Source organism: Pseudomonas sp. DD1 (genome assembly GCF_044510355.1).
Lineage (GTDB): Bacteria > Pseudomonadota > Gammaproteobacteria > Pseudomonadales > Pseudomonadaceae > Aquipseudomonas > Aquipseudomonas shahriarae.
In genome coordinates, this window is the sequence record NZ_MSAJ01000033.1 from 235,689 (window position 1) to 252,098 (window position 16,410).

General features: G+C 62.3%; 13 protein-coding genes, 1 other RNA gene and 1 pseudogene. 11 read left to right on the forward strand and 4 right to left on the reverse strand.

Going from position 1 to position 16,410, the window contains the following annotated elements; translation table 11 throughout:
* Positions 1-35: 35 nt before the first annotated feature.
* From ligA to ffs, 3 genes are all read left to right on the forward strand, one after another.
* Positions 36-2,393: an NAD-dependent DNA ligase LigA gene (gene ligA / locus PSFL_RS20220; RefSeq protein WP_057439506.1), complete on the forward strand. Its 2,358-nt coding sequence runs from the start codon at positions 36-38 to the stop codon at positions 2,391-2,393.
* A 155-nt stretch (positions 2,394-2,548) separates the two neighbouring features.
* Complete coding sequence (locus PSFL_RS20225) at positions 2,549-3,715, forward strand: putative zinc-binding metallopeptidase (protein ID WP_397470415.1); 1,167 nt, start codon at positions 2,549-2,551, stop codon at positions 3,713-3,715.
* A gap of 144 nt (positions 3,716-3,859) precedes the next feature.
* Positions 3,860-3,956, forward strand: an RNA gene (gene ffs / locus PSFL_RS20230) — signal recognition particle sRNA small type.
* 147 nt (positions 3,957-4,103) lie between these two features.
* On the opposite strand, the gene PSFL_RS20235 is transcribed toward ffs, so the two are convergent.
* Positions 4,104-5,006: a DUF2167 domain-containing protein gene (locus PSFL_RS20235; protein ID WP_057444920.1), complete on the reverse strand. Its 903-nt coding sequence runs from the start codon at positions 5,004-5,006 to the stop codon at positions 4,104-4,106.
* 190 nt (positions 5,007-5,196) lie between these two features.
* Entirely contained in the window at positions 5,197-5,511 is a 315-nt protein-coding gene (locus PSFL_RS20240; RefSeq protein ID WP_029298195.1) for a helix-turn-helix domain-containing protein, read from the reverse strand.
* Positions 5,512-5,969: 458 nt separating this feature from the next.
* On the opposite strand from PSFL_RS20240, the pseudogene PSFL_RS20245 reads away from it, so the two are divergent.
* The 3 genes and pseudogenes from PSFL_RS20245 to PSFL_RS20255 all read left to right on the forward strand — a co-directional run.
* Positions 5,970-6,251, forward strand: a pseudogene (locus tag PSFL_RS20245) (PAS domain-containing protein); the annotation flags it as partial.
* 216 nt (positions 6,252-6,467) lie between these two features.
* Positions 6,468-7,535, forward strand: coding sequence for a methyl-accepting chemotaxis protein (locus tag PSFL_RS20250; protein WP_397470462.1), 1,068 nt, complete (start codon positions 6,468-6,470; stop codon positions 7,533-7,535).
* A gap of 18 nt (positions 7,536-7,553) precedes the next feature.
* Positions 7,554-9,245, forward strand: a complete 1,692-nt coding sequence (locus PSFL_RS20255) for a bifunctional diguanylate cyclase/phosphodiesterase (protein WP_115128703.1) — start codon at positions 7,554-7,556, stop codon at positions 9,243-9,245.
* On the opposite strand, the gene PSFL_RS20260 is transcribed toward PSFL_RS20255, so the two are convergent.
* Complete coding sequence (locus PSFL_RS20260; protein WP_115128702.1) at positions 9,224-9,991, reverse strand: ABC transporter substrate-binding protein; 768 nt, start codon at positions 9,989-9,991, stop codon at positions 9,224-9,226. The genes PSFL_RS20255 and PSFL_RS20260 overlap by 22 nt on opposite strands.
* 134 nt (positions 9,992-10,125) lie before the next feature.
* On the opposite strand from PSFL_RS20260, the gene dnaX reads away from it, so the two are divergent.
* From dnaX to PSFL_RS20285, 5 genes are all read left to right on the forward strand, one after another.
* Positions 10,126-12,177: a DNA polymerase III subunit gamma/tau gene (dnaX, locus tag PSFL_RS20265; RefSeq protein ID WP_397470416.1), complete on the forward strand. Its 2,052-nt coding sequence runs from the start codon at positions 10,126-10,128 to the stop codon at positions 12,175-12,177.
* A 66-nt stretch (positions 12,178-12,243) separates the two neighbouring features.
* A complete protein-coding gene (locus tag PSFL_RS20270) occupies positions 12,244-12,582 on the forward strand; it encodes a YbaB/EbfC family nucleoid-associated protein (RefSeq protein ID WP_057439500.1) in 339 nt (112 codons plus the stop codon).
* Positions 12,583-12,723: 141 nt separating this feature from the next.
* Entirely contained in the window at positions 12,724-13,749 is a 1,026-nt protein-coding gene (locus tag PSFL_RS20275) for an NADP-dependent oxidoreductase (protein ID WP_057439499.1), read from the forward strand.
* Positions 13,750-13,807: 58 nt separating this feature from the next.
* Positions 13,808-14,410 carry a recombination mediator RecR gene (recR, locus tag PSFL_RS20280; protein ID WP_057439498.1) on the forward strand — a complete coding sequence of 201 codons (603 nt, stop codon included), beginning with the start codon at positions 13,808-13,810 and terminating at the stop codon, positions 14,408-14,410.
* Positions 14,411-14,598: 188 nt separating this feature from the next.
* Positions 14,599-15,747: an acyl-CoA dehydrogenase family protein gene (locus PSFL_RS20285; protein WP_057439497.1), complete on the forward strand. Its 1,149-nt coding sequence runs from the start codon at positions 14,599-14,601 to the stop codon at positions 15,745-15,747.
* An 82-nt stretch (positions 15,748-15,829) separates the two neighbouring features.
* Here the strand turns inward: PSFL_RS20285 and PSFL_RS20290 are convergent, their stop codons facing one another.
* Entirely contained in the window at positions 15,830-16,378 is a 549-nt protein-coding gene (locus tag PSFL_RS20290; RefSeq protein WP_057439496.1) for an adenine phosphoribosyltransferase, read from the reverse strand.
* Positions 16,379-16,410 lie beyond the last annotated feature (32 nt).

Below are 16,410 nucleotides of genomic sequence, written 5' to 3' on the forward strand. Positions count from 1 at the left end.
CTTCGGCTGCTCTTTTGCTTTATGAGAGAACACCCATGACCGCCGCCCACACCCGCATTCTCGAGCTGCGCGCTGAACTGGATCAGCACAACTACCGTTACCACGTCCTCGACGAGCCGAGCATTCCGGACGCCGAATACGACCGGCTGTTCCACGAACTCAAGGCGCTGGAAGCCGAGCACCCGGACCTGGTGACTCGCGACTCACCGACGCAGCGGGTTGGCAGTGCGGCGCTGTCGGCCTTTACCCAGGTGCGTCACGAGATCCCGATGCTCAGCCTGGGCAACGCCTTTGATGAAACCACCATGCTGGAGTTTGATCGCCGCGTTACCGAGGGCCTCGACCTGCCGGTGGGCGATCTGTTTGGCGGTGGTGCGGCGGTGGAGTACAGCTGCGAACCCAAGCTCGATGGCCTGGCGGTCAGCCTGCTGTATCAGGATGGCGAGTTGGTACGCGGCGCGACCCGTGGCGACGGCACCACCGGCGAAGACATCAGCGTGAATGTGCGCACCGTGCGCAATATCCCGCTGAAACTGCAGGGCACGGGCTGGCCGGCGACGCTGGAAGTGCGCGGTGAAGTGTTCATGTCCAAGGCCGGTTTCGAGCGTTTGAACGCCACGCAACTGGAAGTCGGCGGCAAGACCTTCGCCAACCCGCGTAACGCGGCGGCGGGCAGCCTGCGTCAACTCGACTCGAAGATCACCGCCAGTCGCCCCCTGGAGTTCTGCTGCTACGGCGTGACCACGGACATCAGCGACACCCATATCGGCAACCTCCAGCAGTTGCAGAAGTGGGGTATGCCCATCAGCCACGAGTTGAAGCTGGCCAAGGGGATTGAGGATTGCCTGGCGTACTACCGCGACATCGGTGAGCGGCGTAACAGCCTGCCCTATGAAATCGACGGTGTGGTGTTCAAGGTCAACAGCATTGCCTACCAGCGTGAACTGGGCTTTCGCGCCCGCGAGCCGCGCTGGGCTATCGCCCATAAGTTTCCGGCGATGGAAGAACTGACTGAATTGCTCGACGTTGAATTCCAGGTCGGCCGCACCGGCGCGGTGACGCCAGTGGCGCGCTTGAAGCCGGTCAAGGTGGCTGGCGTCACCGTATCCAATGCGACATTGCACAATATGGACGAAGTGGCGCGCCTGGGCTTGATGATCGGTGACACCGTAATCATCCGCCGTGCCGGTGATGTGATCCCACAGGTCGTGTCGGTGGTTACCGAGCGTCGCCCGGAAAATGCCCGCGCCGTGCAGATCCCGGAAAGCTGCCCGGTGTGCGGTTCCCATGTGGAGCGCACGCAACTGGTCAAGCGCAGCAAGGGCAAGGAAACCGTCAGCGAAGGCGCGGTGTATCGCTGTGTCGGGCGCCTGGCCTGTGGTGCGCAGCTCAAGCAGGCGATTATCCATTTTGTCTCGCGCCGGGCCATGGATATCGACGGCCTGGGCGACAAGACCATCGAGCAGTTGGTCGATGAGAAACTCATCGGCTCGCCGGCGGACCTGTACAAGCTCAAGTACGAACAGATCATCGACCTGGAAGGCTTCGCCGATGTCTCCAGCAAAAAACTGATCGCCGCCATCGAAAACAGCAAGACCCCAACCCTGGCGCGGTTCATCTACGCCCTGGGTATTCCCGATGTGGGCGAGGAAACCGCCAAGGTCCTGGCGCGTTCCCTGGCGTCCCTGGAGCGTGTGCAGCGGGCGTTGCCGGAAGTGCTGACGTACTTGCCGGATGTGGGCCTGGAAGTGGCGCACGAGATCCACAGCTTCTTTGAAGACGGGCACAACCAGCAGGTGATCGGCGCGCTGCTGGCGCCGGACGAGTGCGCGCTGGTCTTGCAGGACCAGGGTGAGCTGAGTGCCGAGTTCGCTGCCAGTACCACCCTGGGCGGCCTGCTCGACAAGTTGCATGTACCTTCCGTGGGGCCGGGAGCCGCGCAGAAGCTGGCGGACAAGTTTGGCTCCCTGGAGGGTGTTATCCAGGCCGATTGGCTGGACATGCGCCAAGCGCTGCCGGAGAAGCAGGCCAAGGCCGTGCGTGAGTTCTTCGATAACCCGGACAATGCCCATCGTGCGCTGGCCATCGAGCAGCAGCTCAAGGACTTCGGCATGCATTGGCAGAGCGAGAAGAAGGTGGTTGAAGGCTTGCCCGAGGCGGGGCATACCTGGGTGCTGACCGGCTCGCTGGAATTGATGAGTCGCGACGTGGCCAAGGCAAAGCTCGAAAGCCTGGGGGCCAAGGTGGCGGGTTCGGTCTCGGCGAAGACCCATTGTGTGGTCGCCGGGCCGGGTGCCGGCTCGAAACTGGCCAAGGCCAGCGAGCTGGGGCTGAAGGTCCTGGACGAAGAGGCTTTCGTCGCCTTCCTGGCCAGCCACAACATTCCCCTCTGATGATCGTTCCCACGCTCTGCGTGGGAATGCATCCCAGCACGCTCCGCGACCCAACAGCGGACGCAGAGGCCCATGGCGTCATTGCCAGGCAGAACGTGGGAACGATCCTGCGCGGTAAATGATCTAGTCTTGGGCACGCCCCTGGAGAGATCGCCATGTACCGCTTCTTCGAACAGCTCAGTTCGCGCATCGCCGCGCCATTCATGGGCGGGGCTTCGCGCAACAGCAAGGTCTGGCAGTGCCGTTGCGGGCAATCCCTGTTTTTTCGCAACAGCCAATGCCTGGCCTGTTCGGCGCTGTTGGGTTACCTGCCCGAGCAAAGCCGGCTGGCGTCCCTGCAACCGGGGCCAGTGGTCGATACCTGGCTGCAGGACGACAACCTCGACGCCGGCGCCTGGCGCCGCTGCGCCAACCTCGATACCCCTGCCGCCTGCAACTGGCTGATCCCGGCCTACAGCACCGCGCCGCTGTGTGTGGCGTGCAGCCTTAATCGCACCATTCCCGACCTGTCGATTCCGGAAAACCCCGAGCGCTGGCGCAAGGTGGAAACCGCCAAGCGCCGGCTGGTGGCGCAATTGATCAGCCTGGGGTTGCAGGTGATCCCCAAAACAGTCGACGAGACCAATGGCCTGGCTTTTGACTTCGTGGGTATCGACCTGGCAGGCAATGCCCCCACCACGGGCCATGCCAATGGCTTGATCACCCTGGATATCAAGGAGGCCGACGACGAGCACCGCGAGAAAATCCGCGTGCAGATGCGCGAGCCGTACCGCACCTTGCTCGGTCACTTCCGCCATGAGGTCGGCCACTACTATTGGGATCGCCTGATCGACGGCAGTCATTGGTTGCAGCCGTTTCGCAGCCTGTTCGGCGACGAACGCGCCAGTTATACCGACGCCCTCGACCAGCACTACCAGAACGGCCCGCGCCCGGACTGGCAGCAAACCTGCGTCAGCGCTTACGCCACCATGCACCCCTGGGAGGACTGGGCAGAAACCTGGGCCCATTACCTGCACATGATGGACGCGGTCGACACCGCTCTGGGGTTTGGCATGAGCGCACGGGAGATGGACCTGGACTACCAGCCATTTCCCCTCACCACCCTCTATGACCCGCAGCACCCTGGCGGCGCGGCGTTCCTGTCGTTCGTCAACGCCTGGATCGAGCTGGCCGGCATGCTCAACGAACTGTCCCGCAGCATGGGGCAGCCGGATTTCTATCCCTTCGTGCTGCCGCCGGCAGTGATTGCCAAGTTGCACTTCATCCACTTGGTGATCCAGGAAGAGGGCGGCCGTGCGGATGAGGTATTGAAAGCCCAATGATCAAAAGGTGCGAGGGTGTTCTTGAGGGCTATGGCAAGTACTTGAACCTCTTGGCTTTTTAATCCTGCGCCAACGGTTGTAACTTCCGATGAGATCGGTACAATGGCCCCGCTTGCCGAGAGGCCAGCGTCGTTATGGTGACCCCATCGGTCCCCCCGCAACGATTACCCGTGAACCTGGTCAGATCCGGAAGGAAGCAGCCACAGCGGGAACATTGTGTGCCGGGGTGTGGCTGGTGGGGTTGCCTCCATAACGCCCCCTCGCAACAGCCCTCTTGTTTATTCCGCTATCCAATTCATCAGAATTTTTCACTTGCCCAGGCCTGATTGCGCCCGGGGCCAAGCTATCTGTACGCCGCGATTGCTCGCGGCGTTTTCGTGTGTGGCGATCAGCCTTTGTTGCGGTTGAAGAACTTGCGTGCGCCTGCCAGCAATGCCACCACGCCAATCACCAGAAATTTCTTGGCGGCCAATAGGAAGATGCCGATCTTGGCAAACAGCCCGGCCTTGCCGGCAATCCCGCCAGCGACCAGCGCGGCCAGGCCATAAGAGGCCAGCTTGTCGGTGCTCGGGTTGTAGTCGGTGTAGAGGTTGCCGTCGGTGAAGTTGGTGAAGGCCAGGACCTTGGGCAGTTCCTGCTTGATGGTGGGCAGGTCGGCCATGGCGGCGACGGCGTTGAGTTCCAGCACGCCCTCGCGGCCCAGCACGCGGATGCTGTAGTTGAGGGTGTTCTGCTCGGCGTCGTCGGCTTTCAGTTCCCGGGCCCAGTACATCTTGTGGGACGGTTGATCGTAGTGCGGCGGTTCGGCCCAGCCCAGCAGGTGCAGGCCGGCATAGCCTTGCTTCTGGCGTTCCTGATTGTCCTCGGCATCGTCTTCCTGCATTTGTTTGAGCAGTTCGGTGTAGTCGATTTTTGCCGCATCTTCGTCGGAAATATGCCCGTCGTCCTTGTAGCTGACAATCACGCCCCAGCCGCTTGCCGACAGTGGGCTGACGGCCTTGGGCACGATCATGCCCAGGGTGTTGAAGCCCGGCGGGTTGCCCCAGCCGTCGGTGAGCAGACGTTCGGTGTCGTTGGGGTCCAGGTAATAGAACTCGTCGTTGAGCTTGAGCGTAGCGATGCCGCCGGGCAGGGTGACGGTGCCGGTTTGCTGCTTGAGGGAGGCGAGGAAGTGCTCGGCGGTTTCGGCGGGTGCGCTGGCTTCGACTGGCGCCGGGGCTGCGGTGGCATAGACCGGTGCGGCAGGCAGGCTCAAGGCGGCTGCCGCCACCAGCAGGCGGAGGTAGTTCATGGTAGTCCCTTACATTTTGAAATAACTTCGCGAGAGGATACCGAATCTGCCTGGGCCGCGCGAGTATGCTGGCAAAAGGCGTGGCCCAGCGCCTGCCAGGAGAGGGGCTGTCCGGTCGGATCATGTCAGTAGGCAAAGAGCAAAGAGCAGGCGACGTCAGTGGCCTGCTCTTTTTTATGTCGTACGAGCTCTAAGGCTTGGACAAGGCCTGGTCTACCGCCGCTATCAGCTTTCCCAGATCCTTCGGGGTGGCTTTATGAATGACACCGAACAGATAAGCGCGCTGTTCTTCCTCATCGCCCAGATCGGCAAAAAAGACTTTCAGCTTCACTCCCAAGGCCTCCGCAAACAAGAACAGAGCGTCAACGCTGGGTGTATAGGTGCCGGTTTCGAAGCGGCTAATGGTTTTAGGGTCAAAACCGGTTTTCTCACCTAGTTCAGCCTGAGTAAGCCCCGCTACCTTTCGGTAGCGTCTGATGGCTGGACCCAAACTTGAAATTTGCATCGCTCAATTCCCATTTAGAATCAAGAACTTAACGATAAATATTGGCATTAGACAACGGCACGCACCATCACCTTTTCTTGCAAAATGTGATGTAATTCGTAGAATCGGCGTTTAGGACAAGTATTTGGCGGTGTCGTTTCACAGGGCACCTTTATGAAACAGGAAATCATTGCTTTCTCCTCACTTTCATAAAGGTAGTTGCAAAACAGTTGCTTGGCCGCAGCGCCAGGCTCGCTCTTGCGCGCCCACGCAACCCCCGTCTTTCACACCAGACGCTCGAATTAAAGCCTAGTTGATCTTCGCTAAACCGAAGGTCAGGTGCTGGGCAAAACCTGGTTTGGTCGCCCAATGGCGCCAGCCAGCCGATTGACGGTTTACCCGTCTGGAAATACCCCTCCATCTGCAGGATCTATCCGATCCTGAGCAGGTGGATCGAATGCTGTCCATGGAGCTTTAAAGTGCGCGTCAATTTGCCGGTCACCACAGTTGAACAGACTTTCGGGGAGCAGCAACGGCTCATTTCCGCAACTGACATCAATAGCCACATTACTTACTGCAATGCCGAGTTTGCCGCCATGAGCGGCTTCACCCAGGCTGAACTGATAGGCAGTACCCACAATCTAGTGCGCCACCCGGACATGCCGCCCGCGGTCTTTGAGCTGATGTGGCGCTACCTCAAGGCCGGCCAGAGCTGGATGGGCGTGGTCAAGAACCGCTGCAAAAACGGCAACTTCTATTGGGTCAGCGCCTATGTGACGCCGATCCTCGAAGACGGTCGCCTGGTAGGTTATGAGTCGGTGCGGGTCAAGCCGACGCGCGAGCAGGTGCGGCGTGCCGAAGCGCTCTACGCACGTTTGCGTGCCGGGCGTTCGGCGGTTTCGCCGTTGCAGCGCCTGGGCCAGGTCGGCAATGCCCTGGCCGTTCCCGCCTTGGCGGCAGTGCTCGCTGGCGGGGCGATGCAATGGTTGCCGGGCGGGTGGGCGCAGGCCTCTGTGGCGCTGTTGTTTCTCGGCCTCGGCGCCTGGGCGCACCTGTGTCTGGGGCGGCAGCTCAAGCAGATTGTCGAGCACACGCCCAATACCTTTTCCGACCCTATCAGCGCCATGACCTACAGCGATGCGCTGGGCCCGGCTGCGCAACTGGAAATGATCCTGATCAGCGAAGAGGCGCGCTTGAAAACCGCGCTCACGCGTCTGAGCGACCTGGCCACCCAGATGGCCGAGGCTGCTGCTCATTCCAGCATGTTATCGGGCACCACCGAGTCGGCGCTGCTGGAGCAACGCGCGGAAACCGATATGACCGCCGCCGCCATGACCGAAATGGCCGCGTCCATCGCCGAAGTGGCAACCCATGTCCAGCAGACCGCCAGCGAAGCCCGCACCGCCAATGACCTGGCTGAGCAGGGCAGCCATGTTGTCGGCACCACACGCGAGGCGATTCAACTGCTGGCTAGCACTGTCACCCAGATCAATCAGGCGGTGGGCCATCTGGCCGACCAGACCCAGGAAATCCGTGTGGCCGCGAGCATGATCCAGGCCATCGCCGACCAGACCAACCTGCTGGCCCTGAATGCTGCTATCGAAGCGGCGCGGGCCGGCGAGCAAGGCCGTGGTTTTGCCGTGGTGGCCGATGAAGTGCGGGCGCTGGCGGGCAAGACCCGACAGTCGACCGAGCAGATCCAGGGCATCATCCAGAGCTTGCGTGCCGGGGCCGATCAGGCGGTGGACATTGCCAGCACCGGTATTCAAGAGGCCGAGCAAGGCGTGCAGCAGGTACTGCAAGCGCAACAGGCACTGCTGGGCATCCGCCAGGCGGTGGAGCGCATTACCGGCATGAGTCAGCAAATGGCTGCAGCCTCACAGGAACAATCCCACGTCGCAGAGGATGTTTCACAACAGATCAATAACGTCGCGGCCACGGTACAAAAGACAGCGGGCAACGCCAACGCTGCAGTCACCCGGGGCCGGGAACTTGAAAGCATCTCTTCCGGGTTGCGTGCCCTGGTCGAGCGGTTTAACCGCTAGCCACCTAGAGCCACATTCATGGATGAGAAATACCGCAGGGCCGTGGATGCCGCCGCCATTTTCTCCGAGACAGACCTCACCGGCCGCATCACCTACGTCAACGACCAATTCTGCGACATGTCCGGCTACAGCCGCGACGAGTTGCTGGGGCGTAACCACCGGATCCTCAGCTCCGGATTGCACCCTGCCGGGTTTTTCCAGGGCATGTGGCGCACCATCACTGAAGGCCGGGTCTGGCGCGGGGAAATCTGTAACCGCGCCAAGGATGGCTCGTTGTACTGGGTCGATAGCACCATGGTGCCGCTGGTCGATCAGCGTACCGGGAAGGTGCAGAAGTACGTGTCGATTCGTTTTGACGTCAGCGAAAAGCGTCAGTTGCTGCAGACCCTGCAATGGCGGGTCGGTCACGATGTGCTGACCGGGCTGCCCAATCGCGCTTACCTCTCCGAATTGCTCGTGCAGTCCCTGGAGTTTTCCCGCAACGAGCAAATCCCCCTGGCGGTGTGCATGCTCGACCTGGATGGCTTCAAGGCCGTCAACGACGGCTATGGGCATGCCAGTGGCGACTTGTTGCTGGTGGAGGTTGCGCGCCGTCTGCGTGAGATTATTCGTGGCGAAGATGTGGTCGCCAGGCTGGCCGGTGACGAGTTTGTACTGATCCTGCGCTACGTGCGCGATGCCGATGAGCTTAACGGCGCGCTGCGGCGGATCCTCACGGCCATCTCCGAGCCGTATTCGATCCAGGGCGCGCAGATCAACGTGTTTGCCAGTATCGGTGTGACCTTGTTCCCCCTGGACGATGAGGACGCCGATACGTTGCTGCGCCATGCCGACCAGGCCATGTATGTGGCCAAGCAAAGTGGCCGCAACCGCTACCAGCTATTTGACGTGTCCCTGGAGCAGGAGGTCAAGGCCACCCACCAGACGGTCCAGCAGATTCGCCAGGCCCTGGCGGCGGGGGAGTTGTGCCTGCACTTCCACCCCAAGATCAACCTGCGCCAAGGCCAGGTGGTGGGGTTTGAAGCGTTGCTGCGCTGGCAGCATCCGATGCGCGGGTTGGTGGCGCCCAAGGATTTCCTGTCGTTGATCGAGCAGACCGACCTGATCGTGGATGTCGGCGAGTGGGTGATGGATCAGGTGCTGGCGCAGATGCGCCAGTGGCAGGAGGCTGGGCACTGCTGGCCGGTCAGCGTGAACATCGCGGCCCGGCATTTCCAGCGTGCGGATTTTGTCGAGCGCCTGCAGCAACTGCTGGCCCAGCATCCCGATGTTGCGCCACACATGCTTGATCTGGAAATTGCCGAATCGGTGGCCATCGACCATATCCAGCGGGTCACCGAGCACCTGGCGGCGTGCCAGGCGCTGGGGGTGCGGTTTTCCCTGGATGATTTCGGCACCGGCTATTCCTCCCTCAGCTACCTCAAGCGCCTGCCGACCCAGACCATCAAGATCGACAAGTCGTTTGTGCGTGACATCCTGCACGACAAGGACGACCTGGCCTTGACCCAGGCGGTGATCGGCCTGGCCCGGGCATTTGGTCGCGAAGTGATCGCCGAGGGCCTGGAAACCCTCGAGCATGGCCAGTTGCTGCTGCGCATGGGCTGCGAAGTGGCCCAGGGTTATTACTTCGCCCAGCCCATGCCGGCTGACGAGGTGCCGGCCTGGGCCGCCGGGTTTGACCTGCTCAACTACGGTGCGGGCGACGATTGAGGCGGGCGCTCGCGGTCGCCGGTGTAGAGCCTGATGATGTCGTCAATCTCCCCCGACACCTTCATGCGCAGCAATGTGCGCAAAATGTGCTGCACGGGCAGGGCTGGGTCGTTACGCACGTAGCAGCCCAGGCTCTGCTCATCGATCACGGCCACTACGTGCAGCCCGCGGCCCACGGGTAGCCGCTGATTGAAGCGCTCCAGGGCCCATTCGTTGGTGACGGCATACTTGAAGCGCCCCGCCACCAGCTTGTGCAGCACTTGCTCTTCGCTGCGGGCGTCGTCGCGCTGCAGTTGGCCGTTGGCGAACAGCGGCTCGAGGGTCGGGTAGCTGTAGTTGAGCACGGTGCCGATATTCTGCGCAGCCAGCTTCGCCACATTCACCGACAGCGGCGGGACGTGGGCGCTGACCAGCACATTACGCTGCACCAGCAAGGGGACGCTCCAGACATAATCGCCGGACAGGTTACCCAGCCACGCCTGTGCGACGTAGCAGCGCACATCAACCTCGCCATGTTCCATGGCTGGGGCGATGCGGGCCCGGGCCAATACCTGGAACTGCACCGGATGGCCAACCTGGGTGGCCAGGCTCAACATCAGGTCATACAAAATGCCCTGGGTCGGCTGGCCGGCCTCGATCTGCACCAGGGGCATGGCCCAGCTGTCGGAAATGGCGAAGCGCAACGGGGCGGGTGCCGCCAGGCTCAGTGTGGTGATCATCCATAAAGCGCCCAGGACTACGCGCATAAACTCTCCGAGATCAGCCCTTGGGAGGGGAGGCCACTACCAGCTTAGTCAGATTAGGCGAGCGTGCCGGATGCAATTTCGCCCCTGCTCCGCTAGCATTACCGGCTTCCGCTTCCCAGTTGCGACGGTTTTCGATGAGTTATCAGGTTCTTGCACGTAAATGGCGTCCGCGCTCGTTCCGCGAAATGGTCGGCCAGACCCATGTGCTCAAGGCTCTGATCAATGCCTTGGACAGCCAGCGGCTGCACCACGCCTACCTGTTCACCGGCACTCGCGGGGTGGGCAAGACCACCATTGCGCGGATCATTGCCAAGTGCCTGAACTGTGAGACAGGCATCACCTCCACACCCTGCGGCACCTGCTCGGTGTGCCGGGAGATCGACGAGGGGCGCTTTGTCGACCTGATCGAGATCGACGCCGCGAGCCGCACCAAGGTCGAGGACACCCGCGAACTGCTCGACAACGTGCAGTACGCCCCCAGCCGTGGCCGCTTCAAGGTCTACCTGATCGACGAAGTGCACATGCTTTCCAGCCACTCCTTCAACGCCCTGTTGAAGACCCTGGAGGAGCCGCCGCCCTACGTTAAATTCATCCTGGCCACCACCGACCCGCAGAAACTTCCTGCAACGATTTTGTCGCGGTGCCTGCAGTTCTCCCTGAAAAACATGACACCCGAGCGGGTGGTCGAGCATTTGACCCACGTGCTGGGCGTGGAGAACGTGCCGTTCGAAGACGACGCGCTGTGGCTGCTGGGCCGCGCCGCCGATGGTTCGATGCGCGACGCCATGAGCCTGACCGACCAGGCCATTGCCTTCGGTGAAGGCAAAGTGATGGCCGCCGATGTGCGCGCCATGCTCGGCACCCTCGATCACGGGCAAGTGTTTGACGTGCTGCATGCGTTGATCGAAGGCGATGCCAAGGCGCTGCTCGAAGCCGTGCGCCATTTGTCGGAGCAAGGCCCGGACTGGAATGGCGTGCTCTCGGAAATTCTCAACGTGCTGCACCGCGTCGCTATCGCCCAGGCGCTGCCTGAAGGGGTCGATAACGGCCACGGCGACCGCGACCGCGTGTTGGCCCTGGCCCAGGCGTTGCCGGCCGAAGATGTGCAGTTCTACTACCAGATGGGCCTGATCGGGCGCCGAGACCTGCCCTTGGCCCCGGACCCGCGCGGCGGCTTTGAAATGGTCATGCTGCGCATGCTGGCGTTCCGCCCGGCGGACACCGCCGATGCGCCGAGACAGCCGCTAAAGCCAGTGGGGATCAGCCGGGCCACAGTTGATTCCGCCAAACCAGTGGCTGGCGCGGCGGTGTTCGCGCCAGTGATCGCGCCGGAACCTGTGGCAGTCACTGTCGCCCCGGTCGCGGTTGAGCCGGTGGCGCCTGTAGCGGTGCCGGAGCCGGTTGCCGAGCCTGAGCCCGCGCCTGTGGTCGATCTGCCCTGGAACGACCCGGTAGAGGCCGTGGCCGAGCAGGAGCCTGCAGTCGAGGCCGTGCTGGAAACCACCAGCGAGCAGCCCGAGCTCACGCCCATGCCCACGCCGACCCCCGACAGCGTAGTGCCGGACGCGCCGGAATGGGTCGCCGCCCCCGTGCCCGAGCCGACCATCGCCGAAGTGGACGCCGCTACCCCCGGCATCGACCTGGATGACGAACCGCCGCTGGACGAAGATTACATCGAGCCGGACATGGATTCGGCCTACAGCTACCTGGACGACCTGGCCAGCGAACACACCGCCGAGCCCGCGCCGGAGCCCGAGGCAGAACCTGCCGCGATGCCGGCCACCGGCCTCGCCCTGCAATGGCTGGAGCTGTTCCCGAAATTGCCGATCTCCGGCATGACCGGGAGCATCGCCGCCAACTGCACGCTGATTGCCGTCGATGGCGATCACTGGCTGTTGCACCTGGACCCGGCCCACAGTGCCCTGTTCAACGCGACCCAGCAGCGCCGCCTCAACGATGCCCTGAATCAGTTCCACGAACGCACCCTGACGGTGACCATCGAGCTGATCAAGCCCGAGCAGGAAACCCCGGCCCAGGCCGCCACCCGTCGCCGGCTCAACCGCCAGCGCGAGGCCGAGGAGTCGATCCAGGCCGATCCGCTGATCCAGCAGATGATGGAGCAGTTTGGCGCGGTGGTGCGACACGATACTATTGAACCTGTCGAAGCCCAGGCTGCAGCGGGCTGATAATTGCAGGCACCGGGCCTTGAGGCTCGGCGCCGTATTGATCCACGTACTTTTGAGGTGATTCCCATGATGAAAGGTGGCATGGCCGGCCTGATGAAGCAGGCGCAGCAGATGCAGGAAAAAATGGCCAAGATGCAGGAAGAACTGGCCAACGCCGAAGTCACCGGTAAAGCCGGTGGCGATATGGTCAGCGTGGTGATGACCGGTCGTCACGACATCAAGCGTGTGAGCATCGACCCAAGCGTATTGCCGGGCATTGGCGAAGACGACCTGGAAATGCTCGAAGCCTTGTTCGCTGCGGCCGTCAACGACGCGGTGCGCAAGATCGAAGCCAACAGCCAGGACAAAATGTCCGGCGTGACCGCGGGCATGCAACTGCCGCCGGGCATGAAGCTGCCGTTCTGATCGACTCGCGGGACTGCAAAAATGCCAGGCATCGTGCCTGGCATTTTTGTTTGTGTCGGGCACAATCGAACGTCAGCCTTGCAATGGCTGTCTGCACTCTATACCGCTGAATTCAATCACCGATATAAAGGAGCCCCGCTGATGACCGAAGCCATGACCCTTAACCAGCGCATCGTCCTGGTATCCCGCCCGCAGGGTGCGCCCGTGCCGGAAAACTTCCGCCTGGAGCGCGTAGCGCTGCCAGACCTGGCAGACGGCCAGGTTCTGCTCAAGACCCTGTTCCTGTCCCTTGACCCCTACATGCGTGGGCGCATGAGTGACGCGCCGTCCTACGCCGCGCCGGTAGAAATCGGCGAGGTGATGACCGGCGGTGCTGTGAGCCGCATCGAACAGTCGCGCAACCCCAAGTTCGAGGTGGGCGACCTGGTGGTCGGCGCCACCGGCTGGCAAAGCCATAGCATCAGCGACGGACGCAACCTGATGCCGGTGCCCAAGGGCCTGCCGAGCCCGTCCATGGCCCTGGGTGTGCTGGGCATGCCCGGCATGACGGCCTACATGGGCCTGATGGATATCGGCCAACCCAAGGCCGGGGAAACCCTGGTGGTGGCGGCGGCCTCCGGTGCGGTGGGCTCGGTGGTCGGCCAGGTGGCCAAGCTCAAGGGCCTGCGGGTGGTCGGCGTGGCCGGCGGTGCGGACAAGTGCCGTTATGTGGTGGAGGAGCTGGGGTTTGACGCGTGCATCGACCACAAGAGCGCGGACTTTGCCGAAGAGCTGGCCCAGGCCTGCGACAAAGGGGTGGATATCTATTATGAAAACGTCGGCGGCAAGGTCTTCGACGCTGTGCTGCCCTTGCTCAATCCCAAGGCACGGATCCCCCTGTGTGGCCTGATTGCCGGCTACAACGCCCATGAGGCGCCCACCGGCCCTGATCGCCTGCCAGCGCTGCAACGCACCCTGTTGACCAAGCGCGTGCGTATCCAGGGTTTTATCGTGTTCGACGACTATGGCGACCGCCACCCGGAATTTATCAGCGCCATGGCGCCCTGGGTGCGGGACGGCAAGGTCAAGTTCCGCGAAGACGTGGTCGATGGTCTGGAGCAGGCTCCCGAGGCCTTTATCGGCCTGTTGGAAGGGCGCAACTTCGGCAAGTTGGTCGTGCGTATTTGACGCTTATCCGAGGCGCGGGTATAAACCGCGTCTCGTTGTTTTGTCGGACCTTTGCCCCATGAGCTTCAGCCCTCTGATTCGTCAACTGATCGACGCCCTGCGCACCTTGCCGGGCGTGGGCCAGAAAACCGCCCAGCGCATGGCGCTGCAACTGCTGGAGCGTGACCGCAGCGGTGGCTCGCGACTGGCCCAGGCCTTGAGCCAGGCCATGGACGGTGTGGGCCATTGCCGCCAGTGCCGCACCCTCACCGAAGAAGAACTGTGCCCGCAATGCGCCGACCCCCGTCGCGACGATACGCTGCTGTGCGTGGTCGAAGGGCCGATGGACGTCTACGCGGTGGAGCAGACCGGCTATCGCGGGCGCTACTTCGTGCTCAAGGGCCACCTGTCGCCGCTCGACGGCCTGGGGCCGGAAGCCATTGGTATCCCGCAGTTGGTGGCGCGCATTGAAGGGCAGGGCACCTTTACCGAGGTGATCCTGGCCACCAATCCGACGGTGGAAGGGGAAGCCACGGCGCATTACATCGCGCAACTGCTGACCAACAAAGGCTTGATCACCTCGCGCATCGCCCACGGCGTGCCGTTGGGTGGCGAGTTGGAACTGGTGGACGGCGGCACCCTGGCGCACTCGTTTGCCGGGCGTAAACCTATCGCGCTCTAAGCCCAATATCCTCTGGCACGCTGGCTTGTGTGGGAGCTGGCTCGCCAGCGATGGCATCGCCTCGGTCCTCCTGATACACCGCAGTGCCTGCATCGCAGGCAAGCCAACTCCTACATGGGTTCTGCGTTCGGCTTGATAACCAAGCAAGCGCTTGGTAAGTTCGCTCCATCTCTGCATGGAGCTTGCCGATGTCTGCCTACCAGGAATATTTCGACCCCAGTCACCAATTGGTCCGCGACAGCGTGCGCCGTTTTGTCGAGCGCGAGATTCTGCCGGGCATCGAGCAATGGGAGGAGGCCGAACACTTCCCCCGCGAGCTGTACCTCAAGGCCGGCGCGGCGGGGATTCTCGGCATTGGCTACCCTGAAGCCCTGGGCGGCAGCCATGAGGGCGACCTGTTCGCCAAGGTCGCCGCCAGCGAAGAGCTGATGCGTTGTGGCTCCGGTGGTGTAGTGGCGGGGCTGGGCTCGCTGGATATCGGCCTGCCGCCCGTCGTCAAATGGGCGCGCCCCGCAGTGCGCGAGCGCGTGGCCCCGCAGGTGCTGTCCGGTGAGAAGATCATGGCCCTGGCCGTCACCGAGCCCGGTGGCGGCTCCGACGTGGCCAGCCTGCAAACCCGTGCGGTGCGCGATGGCGATTGTTATCGGGTCAGTGGCAGCAAGACTTTTATCACCAGTGGCGCACGCGCCGACTACTACACCGTCGCCGTGCGTACCGGCGGGCCTGGCTTTGCCGGCATCAGCCTGTTATTGATCGAGAAGGACACGCCTGGCTTCACCGTCGGCCAGCCGCTGAAGAAGATGGGCTGGTGGGCGTCGGACACTGCCGAGCTGTTCTTCGATGATTGCCAGGTGCCGGTGGGTAATCTGATCGGCGGCGAAAACATGGGCTTTGCCTGCATCATGGGCAACTTCCAGAGCGAGCGCCTGGCCCTGGCATTAATGGCCAATATGACCGCGCAGATGGCCCTGGAAGAGAGCCTGAAGTGGGCTGCGCAGCGGCAGGCCTTTGGTAAGCCGATTGGCAAGTTCCAGGTGCTCAAGCACCGCCTGGCGGAGATGGCCACGGCGGTCGAGGTTTCCCGCGAGTTCACTTACCGCCAGGCGGCGAAGATGGCGGCGGGCAAGAGCGTGATCAAGGAGATCTCCATGGCCAAGAACCTGGCCACCGACACCGCCGACCGCGTGACGTATGACGCGGTGCAGATCCTGGGTGGCCTGGGCTATATGCGCGGCAGCCTGGTGGAGCGGCTATACCGCGACAATCGGATTTTGTCGATTGGCGGCGGGACCCGGGAGGTGATGAATGAAATCATCAGTAAGCAGATGGGGTTGTGATTGAGGGGGGGCCCACCTTTGAATGGGTTCACAAATCAAAATGTGGGCTTGCCCGCGATGAAGCCCACAAGACCCGCGCAAATTAGCGCTCAGTCAACCCAAACTGCGTCAAACAGAACGTAGGGATCCCCATATCCTCCAGACGCTGCGAGCCGCCCAACTCCGGCAGGTCAATAATCGCCGCCGCCTCAAAAATCCGCGCGCCCATACGCCGCGTCAGGTTCGCTGCAGCAATCAAGGTGCCACCGGTGGCGATCAAGTCATCGAACATCAACACCGAGTCTCCTTCACACAGGCTGTCGGCGTGTACTTCGAGGAAGGCTTCGCCATATTCGGTCTGATAGCCCTCGGACAGCACGTCCGCTGGCAGCTTGCCTTGCTTGCGGAACAGGATCAGCGGCTTGTTCAGTTGGTAGGCAATCACCGAACCGATCAAAAAGCCTCGGGCGTCCATCGCGCCGATATGGCTGAACTCGGCTTCGACGTAGCGGTGGATAAAGGTGTCGGCCACCAGGCGCATGGCCTTGGGCGACTGGAACAGCGGCGTGATATCACGAAAGATCACCCCAGGCTTGGGGAAGTCGATGACGGGGCGAATCAGGGATTTGATGTCGAAGGCGTCGAAAGTCATCGTCGGGAGTCCTGGGCGCAAAGACCTAGCAG